At 68.6% G+C, this 17448-nt stretch carries 12 protein-coding genes; all 12 read right to left on the minus strand.

The features are described 5' to 3' along the window. Nucleotides 1-2: 2 nt before the first annotated feature. Nucleotides 3-719 (minus strand): PP2C family serine/threonine-protein phosphatase, encoded by a 717-nt coding sequence (locus EO156_RS07370; RefSeq protein ID WP_003487360.1) that lies wholly within the window; start codon nt 717-719, stop codon nt 3-5. Continuing rightward, complete coding sequence (tagF, locus tag EO156_RS07375) at nt 716-1291, minus strand: type VI secretion system-associated protein TagF (RefSeq protein ID WP_029829626.1); 576 nt, start codon at nt 1289-1291, stop codon at nt 716-718. The genes EO156_RS07370 and tagF overlap by 4 nt, the downstream gene beginning before the upstream one ends. Beyond that, nucleotides 1288-4818: a type VI secretion system membrane subunit TssM gene (gene tssM / locus EO156_RS07380; RefSeq protein ID WP_029829628.1), complete on the minus strand. Its 3531-nt coding sequence runs from the start codon at nt 4816-4818 to the stop codon at nt 1288-1290. The genes tagF and tssM overlap by 4 nt, the downstream gene beginning before the upstream one ends. Further along, a complete protein-coding gene (icmH, locus tag EO156_RS07385) occupies nt 4815-6095 on the minus strand; it encodes a type IVB secretion system protein IcmH/DotU (protein ID WP_016850253.1) in 1281 nt (426 codons plus the stop codon). Before icmH ends, tssM begins: the two co-directional genes overlap by 4 nt. Beyond that, a complete protein-coding gene (gene tssK / locus EO156_RS07390) occupies nt 6077-7411 on the minus strand; it encodes a type VI secretion system baseplate subunit TssK (protein ID WP_026007049.1) in 1335 nt (444 codons plus the stop codon). Before tssK ends, icmH begins: the two co-directional genes overlap by 19 nt. Nucleotides 7412-7989: 578 nt before the next feature. Continuing rightward, nucleotides 7990-9306, minus strand: coding sequence for a type VI secretion system-associated FHA domain protein TagH (tagH, locus tag EO156_RS07395; RefSeq protein ID WP_016850250.1), 1317 nt, complete (start codon nt 9304-9306; stop codon nt 7990-7992). Nucleotides 9307-9592: 286 nt separating this feature from the next. Next, the gene (locus tag EO156_RS07400) at nt 9593-10141 is read right to left on the minus strand and encodes a hypothetical protein (RefSeq protein ID WP_029829631.1); all 549 of its coding nucleotides are present in this window, start codon (nt 10139-10141) and stop codon (nt 9593-9595) included. Further along, entirely contained in the window at nt 10138-12105 is a 1968-nt protein-coding gene (locus tag EO156_RS07405) for a type VI secretion system tip protein VgrG (RefSeq protein ID WP_016850542.1), read from the minus strand. The genes EO156_RS07400 and EO156_RS07405 overlap by 4 nt, the downstream gene beginning before the upstream one ends. 150 nt (nt 12106-12255) lie before the next feature. Then, complete coding sequence (locus tag EO156_RS07410; protein WP_016850541.1) at nt 12256-13587, minus strand: tetratricopeptide repeat protein; 1332 nt, start codon at nt 13585-13587, stop codon at nt 12256-12258. Nucleotides 13588-13822: 235 nt separating this feature from the next. Then, nucleotides 13823-14137, minus strand: a complete 315-nt coding sequence (locus tag EO156_RS07415) for a PAAR domain-containing protein (RefSeq protein WP_014091406.1) — start codon at nt 14135-14137, stop codon at nt 13823-13825. A gap of 43 nt (nt 14138-14180) precedes the next feature. Beyond that, entirely contained in the window at nt 14181-16700 is a 2520-nt protein-coding gene (locus EO156_RS07420; RefSeq protein ID WP_029996410.1) for a serine/threonine-protein kinase, read from the minus strand. Next, a complete protein-coding gene (gene ecfK / locus EO156_RS07425) occupies nt 16679-17218 on the minus strand; it encodes an ECF-type sigma factor EcfK (protein WP_003487343.1) in 540 nt (179 codons plus the stop codon). The genes EO156_RS07420 and ecfK overlap by 22 nt, the downstream gene beginning before the upstream one ends. Nucleotides 17219-17448: the final 230 nt, after the last annotated feature.

The following is a 17448-nucleotide window of genomic DNA, read 5'->3' on the forward strand; positions in this document are numbered from 1 at the left end:
ACTTACTCCTGCAGGCGGACGACGACGGCGGTGACGTTGTCGCGTGCCGCCCTCCCCATCGCCAACTCGAACAGACGCGCCAGCAGCGCGCGCGGATCGCCGAAGCGATGGCATTCGGCATCCAGTTCCGGGTCTGGGATTTCCTTGTTGATGCCGTCGCTGCACAACAGGAATTGCGTGCCCGGCAGGCTCGGCGTCAGCACCCAATCGACGAACAGCGGCTCCTGCGCGCCGACCGCGCGCGTGAGCACGCCGGCCGCCGCGGCACTGGCCTGCGCACCGCCAAACTGGGTGATGTCCTCGCGCACGCCATGCACGTGGTCGCGTGTGAGCTGACGCAGCGGGCCGCCGTGTTGCGCATAGATGCGGCTGTCGCCGACCCAGCCGCACAGCATGAAATCCGGGTCGTGCACCAGCACCACCACGGTGGTGGCGATCATGTCCACGCGGCGCTCGCGCGCGACCTGCAGCAGCTCGCGGTTGATCTGCGCCAGGGTGTCGTCGATGGCATCCAGGAAATCGCATAGGTCGGCCGGGCGCACCAACGCCCTCAGCCGCTGCACCAGCAACTGGCTGGCGTAGTCGCCGGCACTGTGGCCACCCAGGCCATCGGCCACCACCCACAGCCCGGCGTCTTCGCGCAGCAGCAAGGCATCTTCGTTGAGACGGCGCACCTTGCCGGTTTCGGTGTGCCCGGCCGATTGGTAGGGCGCGTTCATCGGGTCACCTCGGTGATGTCCTGCTCGGCCAGCAACCAATCCAGATACGTCTCTGCAGTGGGCAGCCCATGCATTGCCTGTGCGGCCGCACCGAGTCGCCACCACCACGATTCGCCGTGCACCGGTGCGTACGTGCTGGAAGGCGCGGCCGGCACGCCGAGCGCAAGCAGCGCCGCATCGAATCCGGCTGCATCGGTGCGCGCGCGCAAGCTGCGGCCCAGGCACGCAGCCACCGCGCCGAACCACGCCGCCGACGGCAGGCACATGTGCGGCAAGGGCATCGCCACGGTCAGCGGAAAACAGCGCCCCACGCGGTCTTCGCCCGGGCCGAGCATGCCGGCCCAGGCCTGCGCCCCGCACACGCCCGGCCCCAACGCAAACGCGCGCAGACCGCTGTTGCGATACGCGCCAGGCCAGTGCTGCCCGAGCGGCTGGCGCACCGTGTCCAGGCAGTTGGCGAAGTGCAGGTCCCACGGCTGCACGAAGCTGGCCGGCAGGCGCCGCTGCACGAAGTCGCCCACGCCAGGCAACTTGCCGTGGAAGCCGAGTGGTTCGTTCGCCGGCATGCTCATCCGCCGCACGCGAAGTGCTGGACGTCGCGGTCCAGAAACGGATGGCGCAGGTTGCCGGCACGCAGCGGCACCTGCACGTCGTGGCCGCCAAGCGCGAAGCTGGCGACAAAGCGCAGATCCGATGGGTTTTCCAGGTGCCCGGCCTGCAGCGCACGGAACAGCGCCCAGTCGCCCTCGTAGTCGAGCGTTCCCAGCGCCACGCCATCGGCGCCGAACGCGGCGATGGAAACATGCCCCGGCACCGGGCCGGGCCAGATCATCGGCATGCTTTGCGCCGCGCCGGGCTGGTAGTCGTAACGCTGGCCTTCGATATCCAGCGTCAGCCGGGTCACGCCCTCGCCCAGCGTGGGCGCCAGCACGGTAAAGCCGATCTGCGGCGTGGGCCCGCCGCGAAAATATTTCTGCCGGATCCGTTGCGCCAACTGCAGTTGCACCGGCAGACCGGGCGCGCCGATGACCGCGTCCGGGCCATCCTTCCAGCGCCATTGCGGGGACTGGGTGTCCAGCAGCGGTTTGACGGTGCCGGTGTAGAGCGTCTCCAGACGCCCACCACTGCCGAACAACTCGCCGAAATTCTGCAGCGGAATCTCCACCTGCGCCTCCGGATCGAACGGGTAGCGGCCACGCACGAAATCCGTGCACACCTCGCCCACCGATTGCCTGACCTGCGCATCCAGTGCGGCGCGTGCACCCTGGGTCATCAAGGTGGCGCTGCTGCCGGCCAGGCTCTGCAGCCAGTCGGTCACCGGCGGTGGCAGTTGCGCCATTTCCTGCCGGGCCAATGCCAGTTGCGCGTTGGCCGCCGCGGCATCGCCGCCGCCCTGGGAGATCACCAGCAATTGCTTGCCGAGCTGATCGAGCACGCTCAGCAGATGGTCCAGCGGCGTGCTGCCGGGCGCGCCGGCGGCCAAGGCGTTGAGCGCCAGAAAATGCTCGCTGATCGCCGCACCCGGTGCCGGCGCCGCAGCTGCGGCACCATCGGCGGGCGTGGCCAGCGCGGCGCTGATCGCCGCCCCGCCGGGGAGTTTGGCCGCGGCCGCATTCGCCTTGGCGCCTGCCGCGCTGGCGGCAGCCGCCAGCGCGCGTTGCGCGGGGTCTGCCGGCGGTGCGCGGTCCATCGCCTGGGTGTGCTCGCCCACCACGCCCAACAGCAGCCGCAGGGGCGAACTGGGCCCGGCCAGCTTGGCGGCAGTGGCGCTGGCACCGGCCAGATCGGCCGAGGGGCGCAGTTGCAGATCGGCCAGCAGTCCATCCCAGTAACGGATGTAGTCGGCCGTGTAGCGCTGCCCCACTTCGCGCACCAGCGTGGCCCTGGCAGACGCATCCAGCGCCGCACCGCCGAAGACCCAATCGTCGCGGCCGAAGCGTTCCACCGCCTGGCCGATGCCCTCGCGTTGCAGGGCGGCGAACACCGGCTGTGTGTACAGCGCCGGCACCGGCATGGACAACGCCGTGCCACTGCGGCGCACGAAGGTGTCGGCCAGCAGGCCCAGCGCTTTGTCCAGCCGCAACGGCGTGCCGTCCGGCGGGGTCAGCAACAGGTTGCCGTAGATCAGTGTCGACAGATCGGCGGCACGCAGGCTGGCACGCGCCTGGGCGATGCGTTGGGTGTCCAGCGACAGCGCACGCACGTGCGTGGGCGACTCCAGCACCGCCTGCAGATGCGCACTCAGCGCCTGCTGCAAGGCCGGCTCGCCCGGGAATAATTTTTCGGCTTCGATCGCCGCCAGCGCGCCGAGTTGCGCCGGGTCCAGATGCTGCGGCTGGCCCAGCATCAGATAGCCCTTGAGCGTGTAGTACAGCGCCTGCGGCGCCTGCGCGTTATCCACCAGACCGGTGCGCAGGCGCACCGCCAAGGCCGGCAACAAGGTGGCGTTGAGCTGACGCAGATAGCCCGCCCGCACTTGCTCGCCCAACGCCTGTCCCTGGAACAATCCCATGCGCAACGACCACGGCGCGCCGGCGTGATACTGCTGCGCCACCTTCACCACCGCCTGCGTCGCATCGGCTTGCTGCAGGGTGCGCGCGACGTACTCGGGCATGCCGGTGGCGGCATGGGGATCGGGCACTGCCGGCCGCGCCTCCAGTGCAGCACGTACCTGCTGCAGGTACGCACGGTTGCCCAGGTAGCTGAGCCCCAACCCGGCCAGCACGGCGCCGGTCAGCAACGCCACACCCGCGTACGCGGCGGCCTGCAACCACGCCCTGCGGCGCTGCTGGGCGGGCGGAGCATTGGCCAGGCCGGATTCGCGCAGCACCACCTCGCGCAGCAGCCGCTCGACGAAAAAGGTGCGGCGTTGCGCGCCCGGTGCCTGCACGCGCGCTTCTTCCAGGCCGAAGGTGCGCGCCACCGCGCCCATCATGCGGTCGATCGGCGTGCCGTCCTGGGTGCCGGAGGTGAAGTACACCCCGCGCAGCAGCGGTGCCGGGCCATACGCATTGCCGGCGAACGTGCCTTCGACAAATTGCCGTGCACGCTCGCCAAGAGCGGCAACCTGTTGCGGAAACGACAGGATCGCCGCACGCCGCAGACGGTCGCGCTCCAGGTTCAGGCGTTCGAACAGGCGCGCGCTCAGCTGCTGCTGCAGCACGCCGAACTCGTCGGCGAACTTGCGCGCCGCGTGCCCGTCCAGGGTCTGCGCCAGCGCAAATGTCATGCCCCACACCTGGTTGCGCTGCGCCGGCGTCAGATCGTCGAAGAACTCGCCGAAGCCGCCGATCAGATCGCACTTGGTGAAGATCAGATACACCGGCACGCTGGCCTGCAACTGCTCGGCCAGCTCGTCCAGGCGGCGGCGGATCGCCTGCATATGCGTGTCGCGCTCGGCATCGTCGAGCAGCAACAGGTCCGACATGCTCATCGTCACCAACACGCCGTTGAGCGGGCGGCGCGGGCGATAGCGTCGCAGCAGGCGCAGGAAATCGCGCCACGCGCCGGCATCCACCGCCTGATCCGAATCCTGCGTGGTGTAGCGCCCGGCGGTGTCCAGGAACACCGCTTCGTCGGTGAACCACCATTCGCAATCGCGGGTGCCGCCGACGCCGCGCAACGCCGCATCGCCCATGCGCGCAGCCAGCGGAAACTGCAGGCCCGAATGCTGCAGCAAGGTGCTCTTGCCCGAACCGGGCGGGCCGATCAGCGCATACCACGGCAGCGTGTACAGATCGGCGCCGCCGCGCCGCTTGCGTAGCAGCTGGATCGCCTGCTGAAAGCGCGCCTGCAGCTGCGCGCGTTCCTGTCCGCTGCGCAGCTCGCGGTCGTCGTCGCGGCCGGGCGCCGCCAGTGCGCTGGACAAGGTCGCCGCACGCGCCTGCCTGCGCCAGCGGCGCAGCGCCAGCACACCCACCCACACCACCAGCAGCAACACGATCGCCAGCAACCGCGCCGCCACGCTGCTCAGCGGGCTCCAGCCGGCCAGCGCCACATACGGCCCACCCACCCACAGCAACACCGACAGCAGGCACAGCGCCAACAGGCCGACCACCACCGTTGCGCTCAGCTTGGACAACAGCGTCTTCATCGTCATTCCCCAGGCTGGAACAGGATCTCCACGCGGCGGTTGCGCGCGCGGTTGGCCGGTAATTGCACCGGCTGTGCGATCGGTTGCGAATCGCCGGCGCCAATGGCTTCCACCCGCCCCGGCGTGCTCAGCTGCGCCTGCAACACCTGCGCAAGCGCCTGCGCACGCGCGGCCGACAAGGCGTAGTTGTCCTGGAAGCGCAGCGAGCGCACCGGCACGTCATCGGTGTGCCCGACCACGATCACCCGCCCCGGCAATTGCTCGATGGCCGCTGCAATCTGCGCGATCAAGCCGCGCTGCTGCAGCTCTACCTCCACCCCGCCGGAGGCGAACATCGCCGCGCTGCTGAGGCGCACGCGCGTCTGCCCGTCGGCCTGTTCGTCCACGCGCAGCAGGCCGGCGCGTTCCTGCGCGGAGAGCAACTGCTTGAGCCGCACCGGAGGCGGCGGCACGGGTGCAGCGTCCGGCGGCGTGGCCGGCGCAATTCCCCATTGGGCGGCCTGCGCACTGATCGGTGCGGACAGGCTGTTCAAACGCGCCTGCAACCACACGAACGCCACCACGAGCATGCTCAACCCCAGCAATGCAGCCGCCCACACCGGCAGATAACGGCCCAGCCGGCGGCGGTCTTCCACCCCGCGCCAACGCGGCGCCAAGCTGTCCGGCGCGGGGCCGCGCGCCGCACGGATGCGGCGATAGACATCCTCCTGGATGGCCGCCAGCGTCGCGATGCCGCCGGCCTCGATCTGGTAGCGGCCGACGAACCCCAGCGCCAGGCACAGGTACATCAACTCGATCAAGTCCAGATGCCGCGGCATATCGGCGCACAAGCGCTCCAGGATCTGGAAGAACTTGGCGCCGCCGTACGATTCGCTGTGGAAGGTCACCAGCAAGGTCTTCTGCGACCAGCCGCTGCGCTCGCCCCACGGTGCGTTGAGTACCGCTTCGTCCAGCAGCGCGCACAACACGTAGCGCGCGGCGGTGACCGCTTCCACCGGCGCGCCTCCATCGCGCGCACGGTGTTCGAAGCGGCGCACCTGCGCCATCACCTGCTCGCGCAGGCGGGCCACATCGGGCGATTGCGCGCTGTGGCGCAACTGCACCGCCAACAGCAGCAGCGGCGTGGCGGCCTGCACCAACGGGTTGACGCTGCGGCCCAGCAATTCGCTGATGTCGGTGCCTTCGCTGGGCACGCCGGTGCCCTCTGCGGCCGGCAGCGGTGCGGCGTAGGCTGGCGCCAGATCGGCAACAGGTCGGCTCATGCTCAGCTCCGGATCGCCCACAATTGCAGGTCCAACCCGGCGAATTCGCTGCCGAAGTGGAATGCGATACCGCCGGAGGTCTTCAGCGTTCGCCACAACGCTGCGCTCTTGTCGAATTCGAAATACAGATAGCCGGCGTGATACGGAATCTGTCGTGGCGCCACCGGCATGGGCGTGGCCACGATGCCGGGCAACTGCAGATTGACCAGATCGCGAATCTGCTCCACCGCCCCGATCTTGGCGTGCGCGGGCAATTGCCGGCGCAACTCTTCGCTGGGCATGTCGGCCTTGGCCGCGAGCACGAACGCCGCGCTGTCGAGCAGGCCCGGGTCCGGCACCATCGCCACCCACACGCCGAACTTGCGCGCCTGGATCGGGAGCGGCGTGGCGGTCTGTTCGAGCACTGCGCTCAAACTGCTGCGCAGGGCGCCGATCACCGGCTCGAAGCTGTCCTGCTGCGATTGGTGCCGATAGGCAGGCCATGCAGGCGGGCGCTTGGCGGCAGCGGTGAACGTGCTCAGTTCGCCGGCCAGCGCCACCAAGGCGCGAAACAGCTCTTCCGGATGCGCCAATGGCGCGGCCGCCCAGTGCGCCATCTGCGGCTGCCAACGATTGACCAGCTGCAGCAGCAGAAAGTCTGCGATATCGGCCGCGCCGCCGCGATCGGTCAGCGTCACGCGCGATGCCAGCGCTTCGCCGCGCTGATGCAACAGACCGAGCAACTCGGTCAGAAAGGTGGTCAAGCGCGGCGCCGCCTGGCATACCATCGCGCTGGGAATGAAATGCGGGTCCAGCACCACCTGACGGTCGGCGCGCGTCTCGATGATGCGCGCCACCGCGATGCGGTCCAGCCCCTCCAACGGTTGCGAGTGCGGCAGCAACCGCGTGCTCAACCCGCCGACTTCCATCAACACCGCTTCGCTGGTGCTGCCGGAGGCGTCGTTGCTTTCGGTCTCGCGCACGCGGTAGCGAAACAGCTGATCGGCCGGCGATTCCGGGCGCCCGAGTTCGGGCTGCGCCGGCACCCGCAGCGGTACGGTGAGATAGACGATCTGGTCGCGGCAGTTGGGCTCGACCTCCAGCGCAACCGGCAGCGGGTCGTCACCCGGCATCGCGAAGGGCGTGCCATCGGCGAACACGCCACGCGCGCGCCGCAGGCCCAGCTTGCCCACCGCCAGCAGGTCGGTCTCCCATTCCAGCTCGCTCACGCCCCAGGCATGCGGCCGCAATCGCGCGGCACGCAGATCGACGTAGCGCTCCAGGTAGCGCTCTTGCTGCTGCAGATGCTGCGGGCGCAGGAACAGCCCTTCGCTCCACACGACCTTGTTGTTCTGCATGATGCACTCGCTGAGGGAGGTCGGCCACCGATGCAGCGCACAGGCATCCACACCGCGTCGCATGCGACCTGCCAGGCACGCTGCAGGAACGTCGATGCGCTGCGTTGTTGGGTGCATTGAGGTGCGTTGCATGCTGCACGCCTGGCGGTCGTTGCCGACGCAAGCCCCGCACTGCCGATGCGTGTCGGTGGAGCGATTCTGCGGCGCACCCGAGGTGCTCACCCGTCAAAATGTCTCAGCCCCCCGGCCTCGACCGCAGGCGGCGATATCATCCATCCGAAGCGGTATCGGGCTGCCGCCCACTCAGACCGGCGGAACTCTCGCCGAGCCATGCAGAACTGGAAGATGTGCTGGACGACTGCCGCTCCAGCCAGCGACGCCATTGGCGTGCTCTGAACCCGATTCGCTCAACACATCGCCCGACGTCAGGCACCGGATCGTTTTTCTCCAACTCTGCAAGCCCGCCTCAGCGATGACGACCCACGTTGGCGGAGGACAACGGATCGGGCCGCGATCGATCGCGCTTGACCGAAAGCGATCGGCGATTTGGTGCCGGCCATCGTCGACCAGTGGGCCAATCACTGCCGCCGTGCCGATTTCAAGCGCGTCAGTTGCGCCTCGTAGGCACGCGCGAACTCATCGCCGAACAGGCGACGGAAGCAGTCGTCCGGGTCGCTGCGCAGCTGCTCGAAATTGTCGCGGTAGCGTTCCCAGTAACGCCCCTTGCCACCGAAACCCAGGCGCTTACCGCCGGCGTCGGCTTCCTGCTCCAGGCGGTCCGGGCTGAAGTGGAACAGCATGGCGTCGAAGGCCGCGCGCATGCCGGCCAGCATCGCCATCTGATGGCAGCGGATATCGTCGAAGGCATCTTCGAACGCTGGCACCCCGGACAGAAACGACGCGCTTGGCGGTGCGAGCAACTTCTGCAGCGCATCTTCGGCGGTGGCGGCGAACTTGAGCGGGTTGTTCTCCGAGCGTTGGATCACCGTGACCGGCAAGCGAAAGGTGTTCTTGATCTCTGCGCGTGCACGCAGCACATCCATGACGCCATCGACCACGATGGCGAAGATGCGATCCAGCTCCGGCGGCACTGTTGTTGCCGCCGATGGTGCGGTTGCAACCGACACCGCCGCCGGCGGCGCGAATGGCGAGGCCACCGGCGCGGCCATGGGCGCTAACGCAGGCAATGGCGCGGGCGGCGCAAAATCGCCAAGCGTCATGTCCCAGTTTTCCGGCAAGGTGGCGCGCGCATCGGGACTGGCCGGTGGACGGAAATGGTCGTGGCTGGCGTTGCTCTGATTCCACGCGCTGGGGCTGGCATCGCGTGCCGGTGCAGGCAACGGGTCGAGCAGGCGCAACGGATCCAGCTCGCCGGGTGCGCCGCTCAGCAACACATCGTCCAACAACGCGTCCACTGCAGGCCGCGCAGAAGGCGGCGTACCGAACTCCAGCAGATCCAGGCACGCTGTGGCGGAGGTGGCACGCCGCGTCGACGGCGGCGGCGCAACCTGGGTGCGGTCGTCCATCGCATCTGGCAGCGGGTCGAATGCCGGCGCCGGCGTCGGGGCTGCAGCCAGCGATTGCACCTGCACATGGATCTCGAAGCTGTCCAGCTGCAGGCGGTCGCCATCGCTGAGCGCTGAGGGGTCCGCACGCGTCAGCGCAGTGCCGTTGAGCGACATGCCGTTGGTGCTGCGGTCCTCGATGAAATACATCCCGTTGAGAAAGCGCACCACCGCATGCGTGCGCGAGACGCCGGGCGCGGCCAGGACCCAATCGCTTTCGTCGGAGCGGCCGATGCTGCCGCCGGTGCCGGCAAAGCGCTTCTGCGCGCTGGCGCCGAACTGCGCGGCCTGCGCGCCGCCGACGGTGAGGATCAACTGCGAACTGGACACGCCATGGGCTCCTGCAAAGGATCACTGAAAGTGGCCGCCGGCAAGCGTGCAGGCCGGCGGAAAACGCTGGGGACATCGATGCCGCACGCCTGTATGCGGCACGCAGGCAGCCGGTACACAGACCTGCGTCCGCCGATGCGGATCGGCACGCGCGCCCAGCGCAATAGACTTGTGCAAGAAAGCCTGCCGGCGCCGTTTCCGCGCGTGGACAGCGCACCCGCACGCGCAGCCAAACGCCAACGGCCATCGGCGCAATCGACCCCGCCCGTTCGGCGATCAGGCGGCTTCATGGCGCCCCCACACTGGTCAGCAGCTCCATGGCATGCGCTGCATAGCCGCTGCGCCGCGCTTCCAGCTGCGCCGGCTCGCGCGCGGCCAGCAAGGTGATGGCGGCGGCCACCGCGCGCGCAGTGAGATGGTCGGCCGGCGGCACGGGCGTGGTCTGATGCGGCGGCGCCAGGCTGCCGCCGGACCAGGCCACTGCCGCCGCCAGCCACGCACCCAGAGAGACATAGTCGCCGGCATGCGCAAATGCCTGCGCGGCGCGACGATGCGCCTCGCTGGGCTCGCGCACCCACTTCTCGGCCAGTGCCGCGCCGGCACGGTCTTCCTCGTCCAGGGTTTCGCCGCGCACGCATTGGCACAGCCAGGCCACCGCGTAGCGCTTGGGCAGCAGGCGCGCGAGCAGCTTGATGGCATCTTCGCCATGACCGCTGGCCAGCAGCGCGCCAACCGCCGCTTGCGGCGCGATCGGCGTACTAAGCTGCGCGCAGGCGGGCGCAGACAACTGCATCTGCGCACAGGCCTGCGCCAGCGAGAGCGTGGGCGCGCTCATCCGATCATGATCAGGCCGCCGCCGACCTGCACCAAGGCGTCGGCCTTGATGCTGACCAACGGGCCCTTGAGCGTGGCCGAGGCACCGGCTTCGGCACTGAGCATGCCGCCGGAGGTCAGTTTAAGCGTGGCATCGCCAGCCACTTCGGTGGCCGGCGATTTGGCCTGCAGCTGTGCATCGGCAAGGAGCTTGATGGCGGTGGAGGTGATCTTGGCTTCCGAGCTGGCATCGACCAGGATCTTGATGCCGCTCAACACGATCTCGCCGTTCTGCTTCATCACCAGGCGCGCGCTGCCGGTCACCAACTCGATCTCTTCGCCGGCTTTCAGCAGCAGCTTCTTGCCGACATCCACGCTGTCGTTATTGTCGATACGCGCGCTGCGGTCGTGCTTGACGGTCAGCACCCGATCGTTGTCGATGGTGCTGGTGTGATCGTGCTGCACTTCTTCGCGCAGATCGCGTTGCGCACGCAGGTAGAGCTCTTCTGCGCCGGCCTTGTCTTCGAATCGCAGCTCGTTGAAATCGGCAGTGCCGCCCAGCAGGCTGCGGCTGCGCACGCCGCTTTGGGTCTTGTTGTCGGGCAAGGAAAACGGCGGCGCATGGTCGCCGTTGTAGACGCTGCCCACGATCAGCGGGCGGTCCGGGTCGCCTTCCAGAAAGCTCACCACCACTTCCTGCCCCACGCGTGGCAGGCTCATCGCGCCCCAGCCCTTGCCCGCCCACATCGAGGCCACACGCACCCAGCACGACAGTGCGGCATGCGGGCGTGCCGCAGTGGCCCAGTGAAAGGTCACCTGCACGCGGCCATGCGCATCCACCGCAATGTCCTCGTCGGTGTCGCCGGTCACCATCGCCGTCTGCAGGCCGGCAATGGTCGGCGTTACGGTGCGTTGCAGGCTACGGAACGGCAGCCGGCTTTCCATCACCTGCACGCTACTGGAAAACGGCGGCTCGCCGCTAGCGTGTTCGGGCGCGGCCAGCGTGGTGTGCGCCGACAGCACCAGATATTCCTGATTGAGTTCGGCACGCGGAAACCCGCGCAAGCGAAACAAGGCACCGACCATCAGGCCGCAGGCATTGGTGGTGGCTGCATGGCTGGCGCGCTGCACGTTGTGCGCCTCGCTGCGCACCTGCATGTAGCGATTACCGTCGGTTTGCACTGTATGCGCACCGGGATAGTCGAAGGCGATCAGACCATCGACGGTGTGCAACTGTTCGCCGCTGGCGTCGGCCTCGGCGGCCAGCGATGCACGCGGCTGCAGCGGGTCGTAGTCGGTGCTGCCATGCTGGCTGCAATGTACGCCGCGCGCACTGCGCCAATGGCTCACCACCGAGCGCATCAGGCGCCGGTCGTCGGTGCCCGGCGGCGCATACGGCAAGCTGTCCACGCCATTTTGCGCTGCATGCGCACCCAGCGCATCGGCCAGCACCAAGGTATGCGCACTGCGGCTATGGGTGAAGTAGTAGTAGATGCCTTCGCGTTCCAGCAGCCGGCTGATGAAGCTGAAATCGTCCTCGCGGTATTGCACGCAGTAGGTGCGCTTGGCGTACTGCGCGCTCAGCTGCTGCTGCACATCGCCGTAGCCGATCTCGCCCAGCACGCTGGTGACGATCTCCGGCACGCTCATGTCCTGATAGATACGGCAATCGCGGCGCTGGGTCAGCAGCCATGGTTTGGGCATCACCTGCAGTTCCAGCACGGCGTACTCGAGCGCATCGACCACGGCGTAGCCGTTGTGCGCGCAACTGGCCACCATGCCGTGATACCAGCGCTGTTCGCCCTCGCCATCGGCCAGTTGCACCGCCACTGGCGTGCCAAGCAGATCACGCAGGTTGGGCTGCAGCTCGGTGCACAACGCATCGATGCGGTAGTCGAACAGCTGCCCCAACGCTTCGCTGGCCTGCATGCGGTGCAGCAGCAGGCGCTCGCCAAGGTCGGAGTGCAGCGTGATGGTGCGCGGCATCGAAGCATCCACAGGTGATGGGGCAACGCACGTTGCGCTGACCGACAGCGTTGTGTTGCGTACCCGCACGTGCAACGGCAGGCGGCTCGGGCACGGCAACCGTCACGCACATGCTCACATGCGTGCGTGCGGCAAAGCCGACATTTCGTCTCAGGCCGGCCCAGGCGTGCGCGCGGTCACGACCCAGCCATGCACCGGCTGGCCGCGTTCGCTGCGCAGCACGTCCAATTCCAACGCGATCGGCTGCAGACCAGCGCCTCGCAATGCGGCGCGCACATGCGCATGGCTGTGCCGATAGCGCCCGCTGGCATCGAGTTCGACCCGGTCGCTCCGCGCGTCCAGCGCTTCGACCGTGAAGCCCAGCACGCCCCCTGGCGTGAGCGCGCCAGCAGCGGCAGCGAGCACCGGCTGCAGCGCACCGAAGTACACCAACGTGTCGGCCGAGCCGATCACATCCCATTGCGCGTGCTGCGCGTGCAGGTATGCAGTGAGTTCGGCCACGTCGAGGCGATCGTAGCCACCGCGTTGGCGTGCCTTGGCGACCATGCCCGGCGACAGGTCCACACCCACCAGTTCACGTGCATACGGGCGCCACAACGGCGCACACAGCCCGGTGCCGCAGCCGGCATCGAGCATGCGCAAGCCTGCATGCGGTGGCGCAAGGCAGGCCGCCAATGCCTCGGTCAGCCGGTGCGGCGCGCGGTACTCCAGGTGATGCAGCAACTGTTCGTCGAAACTGTCGGCAAAGCCATCGAACAGTTCACGCACATAGGTATCGCCGGCACGCGGCGGCGGTTCGGCGCCACCACAGGCCGCCAGCATATGCGTCGCCACTGCGTTGCCCGGCTCAAGCGCCAGCCAGTCGCGATACACCGTTTGCGCCTGCGCCTGCTCGCCCAACAGGTAGAGCCCGGTGCCCAGCGCCTCGCGGGCGTGCAGGTTGTCCGGTGCCAGCGTGCAGGCCTGCTGCAGGCACTGCACCGATTGCTGCAGATGCTCGGCGGCCTGCGCGTTGTTGCGCAGGAACAGGCCGAGCAGGTAATGCGCATGCGCGGATTGTGGATAGATGTGCAACAAGGCCGCATAGGTGACGAAGGCTTCTTCGCCGCGCCGCTGCGCTTCCAGTACCGCTGCCAGATTCGCCAGTGCATCGGCATGCGCAGGCGCCAGCGCCAGCGCGCGGCGATAGCAATTTTCGGCATCGCGCAGGCGGCCGCATTCGCGGTGCACGTTGCCCAGGTTGTTGCAGGCATCCGGTTGCGCGGGCGCCAGCGTCAACGCCTGGGTGATGGAGGCCACCGCTGCGGCGCTGTTGCCGCGCTGATGCAGCAGGATGCCCTGGTAATGCAGCGCGTCGGTATGCCCGGGCTGATCATCCAGCAGCTGCGTGTACAGCTGCGCGGCGTGTTCGAGTCGGCCACTGCGGTGCGCGGCGATCGCCTGCTGCAGTGCCTCGGGGTGTGGCTGGGTCGCAGTTTGCATGAGCTTCTCCAAAGACACGGCAACCGGTGGTGCGGGTACGAACCTGAGCGCGGAGCGGCACGGCGTCACGCCTGCAACGCGCAGCCAACACCACGACCGTGGTGCTGACGCGCCGGGGCAGCCACTGCCTGGAATCGCTGCGGGCACTGGCAGGCCTGAGTACCTGCGCATGGGCGCGATCGGCGGACAACTGGCGGCAGCCTGCCACCGGTCACCAACCGCCCCACCGCACCGCTCACCCGATCAGCACGGTGAAGCAGCCCAGGGTGATCACCCCGCCATGTGCGGTACTGTCGCCCAGGCGCGCAGCAGGCTGGCCTGCGATCAACACGGTCGGTGCGCCGGCCACGATGCTGTCCGGCGGGCCGACGCATACCGCCATGTCGCCCAGCCGCGCCGCCGGCAGGCCGCCGATCAATACCGTTGGCGCACCGGGGCTGACGATCGGCCCGCCCACATGCGGCACCACCCCGGTCACCATGGGGCAGACATGCAAATCGGTCAGGCGCGCGGCAGGTTGCATCGGCACGCTTCGGTCGTGGCCATGCACGGCACTATCCAGCCAGGCCGCGCCGGTCACCCGACAATTCGTCTCAGCGCTGCGCCACCGCGGTAGTGGCCTCTGCCTCACGGCTGTCGGCCGGCGGCGTCGCCGACGCCAGGGTCTGGCGCGCGGCGCGCAGTGGCGCGTCTGCATCGCCGAAAATGCCGGTAAGAATCTGCAACGCCTGCCGTGCATGATCGCGCGCCGCCACGGTCTGTCCCAGCCTGCGCTCGGCTTCGGACATGCCGCGCAGGATCTCGGCCGTTTGCGGATGCGCGCGCCCCAGCACACGCTCCGATGCGGTGAGCGCGGCGCGCTGTTCGGCCAGCGACGCGTCCACCTGGCCGTCGTCCAGCAGCCAGAACGCATGGTTGCTGCGATAGGCGATGGTGGCCGGTGCATCGTTGCCGAAGGCCGCGCGCGCGCGCTCCAGCGCCCTGCGGGAGTACGGCCCGGCTTCGGCCACCTTGCCCTGCTGCCGCAACGCGCCGGCCAGGTTGCCTTCGATCATCAAGGTGTCGGCGGCGCTCTCGCCATACAACGTGCGTGTGACCCGCAGCAGCGGGACGAGTTCGGCTTCGGCACCGGCAAAGTCGCGCTGCATCAGCAGGAACACTGCCAGGCTGTTGCGCATCGACACCACCAGTGGATGCTCGGGCCCGCGCATGGCCATGCGCTCGCGCAACAGGCTGCGCTGCAAGGCGATCGCCGGTACCAGCTGGCCGTTATCGGCCAGCATGGCGGCGTAGCTGTTGCCGGCGTCGATACGCTGGTCCGCGCTGCTGGAGGCATTGGCCAGCGCAGCGACATAGGCATGCCGGCTCTCTGCCAACGCATCGCGCATGCGGCCCTGTTCGCGCAGGGCCCACGCCAACCACGCACGCAGCTCGTTGCCCATGGCCTGCTGTTGCGCATCGCCGCGTGCTGCCTGTGCAATGCCCTGGCGCAAGACACGCTCGGCGTCGCCGGGTTTGCCGTCACCGGTGAGCGCCTGTCCCAGCATGGAAGCGGCCTTCAACGCCGGCAGGCTGCCCGCGCCGGCGGTCTGCTGCGCCAGGGTCTGTGCGATGCGCAGATGCTCCACGGCCTGCGGGAAATTAGCCAGCGCAATGAGCGTGCGGCCCAGCGTCAGTTCCACCTGGGTGCGCGCATCGGGCTGGTCGGCCAGCTCGCGCGCCGCACGCTGCGAGGCCTGCTGCATCACGCGCAGCATCAGGGTCTTGTCCAGGTCGCGCGCCACACCAGGGTCCACGCTGGACAACACCGAACTCATGAAATCGCCGGTGACCTGCGCGCGTTGGGCATCGCGCGCGGCCTGTTGCAGCGACCACAGCGTGGCACCCAGGCCGGCGACCACGGCGATCGCAGCCAGGCCGGCGGCGGCGACGCCGCTGCGATGACGCTGGGTGAATTTGCGCAGCCGCAGCCAGCGGCTCGCCTGCAGGGCGCGCGGCGGGTAACCGTCCAGCCAGCGATGCAGATCGTCCAGCAGCGCAGATACCGATGCGTAGCGCGCACCCGGTTGCGGTTCCAGGGCGCGCAGCACGATCGCATCCAGCCCGTCGCGCAGTTGCTCGTGTAATTTTTGGTAGGTGGTCTCGCGCGCCGAGCAGATGCGCGCACGCGCATCGGCCGGCACTGCTGCCACCCGCTGCGACGGCGGCTGCGGCACCCCGTCGCGTCCGGCCACTGGCGCCAGCCCGCAACTCAATTCGTAGAACATCGCTCCCAGCGCATAGATATCGCTGCGTGCGTCCACATCCTGCGCGCCGCGTGCCTGTTCCGGGCTCATGTAGCCCGGCGTGCCGCGATCATGCGCGTAGGTCATGCCCGGGTTGGTCGCATCGACGGCGATGCCGAAGTCGATCACCCCTGGCATCGGCCGCCCGTCGATCTCGCTGACCAGCACGTTGCTGGGTTTGAGGTCGCGATGGATCACGCCCTTCTGATGCGCGTGCTGGACTGCCTCGCCGACACGCAGCATCAGCAATACGCGCGCATGCAGCGACAGGCGGTGTTCGTCGCACCACCAGGTGATCGGCTCGCCGCGCAGGTATTCCATCACCAGGTACGGCTGGCCGTGGGCATCGGTACCCACGTCGTGTATCTGCGCGATCGCCGGGTGCACCATCTGCGCCAGCAGCCGGCACTCGAATTCGAACAGTGCACGGCCCTGCGCATCCAGCGCATCGGCAGCCACCAGCTTGATCGCCACCTCGCGCTCGTACGCGCCATCGGCACGGTGGCCCAGATACACCTGGCCCATGCCGCCAGCGCCGATCAGGCGGTCGATCGCCCACGCACCGAAGCGTGTGCCGGCCGGCAGTTCCGGTAATGGCGCGCGCAATGCGGCGGCGGCCTGCTTCAATGGCGCCCGCACGCGCAAGGTGGCCTGCGATTCCACCGCCAGCATCGCCAGCAGTTCGTCGCGCAAGCTGGCGTCGTCGCCGGCCTGCGCGCGCGCGAATGCCTCGCGCTCAGCCGCAGGCAGCTGGCAGGCCCGATGAAACAAGGCTTCCAAACGTTGCCACGCGGTGGCCGCCAGGCTCACAGCTGCGCCGCCAGCCACACCCTGGCAAAACGCAGATCGCGCTCCAGCGTCGGCACCGACACCTCCAGCTGTTCGGCTGCCTCGGCCACGCTGAAACCCACCAGCTCGGTCAACGCGAATGCCTTGGCTTTGCGCTCGTCCACCTGGGCCAGCTTGTCGAAGGCATCGGCCACCAGCATCAATGCCTCCGGCCGTGCGGCGCCGTCGGACAGGCTGATGGTCAGCGTCACCGCCTGCCCCAACCGCTTGGCGCTGGCCTGCTGGCGCGCCAGATCCACCAACAGGTGGCGCATCTGCAGCGCAGCCACCGAATAGAAATGCGCCCGCGAACGAAAACCCTGCTGGCCCTGTTCCAGTCGCATCCACGCCTCGTGCACCAGCTCGGTTGCCTGCAAGCCGGCGCGCGCGTCGCGACGCAGCTCGCGCATCGCGGTGGCGCGCAGCACGTCGTAGACCTGGCGCGCCAATGCGTCGCCCGCGCCGGGTTCGTCGCGCTGCCAGGCCTGCAACAACTCGGTGATCGGCAGCTCGGACATCCAAGCCCATCTCGCCTGCGTGGACACGCAGTATCCCGCATTGGCGCCAACGCGGAACGCGCAGCCGGTAACCAATTGGATTCCCGATCACCGCGCCCCCCACAGCGCGGAGGAGCCAGGCCGGCGACCAGGTGTCGCCGGCAGCCGGGTCCGCCTCGGGCACGCCCAGCCTGTCCCCCGGAAAGCGCGACCTCCGGACGCCGCGGTATCGGGTAGCGGCGGCTGCGTGG

Source organism: Xanthomonas sp. DAR33341 (genome assembly GCF_003992815.1).
Lineage (GTDB): Bacteria > Pseudomonadota > Gammaproteobacteria > Xanthomonadales > Xanthomonadaceae > Xanthomonas > Xanthomonas cissicola.

Coding starts and splice junctions, on each gene's coding strand:
- EO156_RS07370 (WP_003487360.1), bottom strand. CDS start 719: ATGAACGCGCCCTACCAATCGGCCGGGCACACCGAAACCGGCAAGGTG.
- tagF (WP_029829626.1), bottom strand. CDS start 1,291: ATGAGCATGCCGGCGAACGAACCACTCGGCTTCCACGGCAAGTTGCCT.
- tssM (WP_029829628.1), bottom strand. CDS start 4,818: ATGACGATGAAGACGCTGTTGTCCAAGCTGAGCGCAACGGTGGTGGTC.
- tssK (WP_026007049.1), bottom strand. CDS start 7,411: ATGCAGAACAACAAGGTCGTGTGGAGCGAAGGGCTGTTCCTGCGCCCG.
- EO156_RS07400 (WP_029829631.1), bottom strand. CDS start 10,141: ATGAGCGCGCCCACGCTCTCGCTGGCGCAGGCCTGTGCGCAGATGCAG.
- EO156_RS07405 (WP_016850542.1), bottom strand. CDS start 12,105: ATGCCGCGCACCATCACGCTGCACTCCGACCTTGGCGAGCGCCTGCTG.
- EO156_RS07410 (WP_016850541.1), bottom strand. CDS start 13,587: ATGCAAACTGCGACCCAGCCACACCCCGAGGCACTGCAGCAGGCGATC.
- ecfK (WP_003487343.1), bottom strand. CDS start 17,218: ATGTCCGAGCTGCCGATCACCGAGTTGTTGCAGGCCTGGCAGCGCGAC.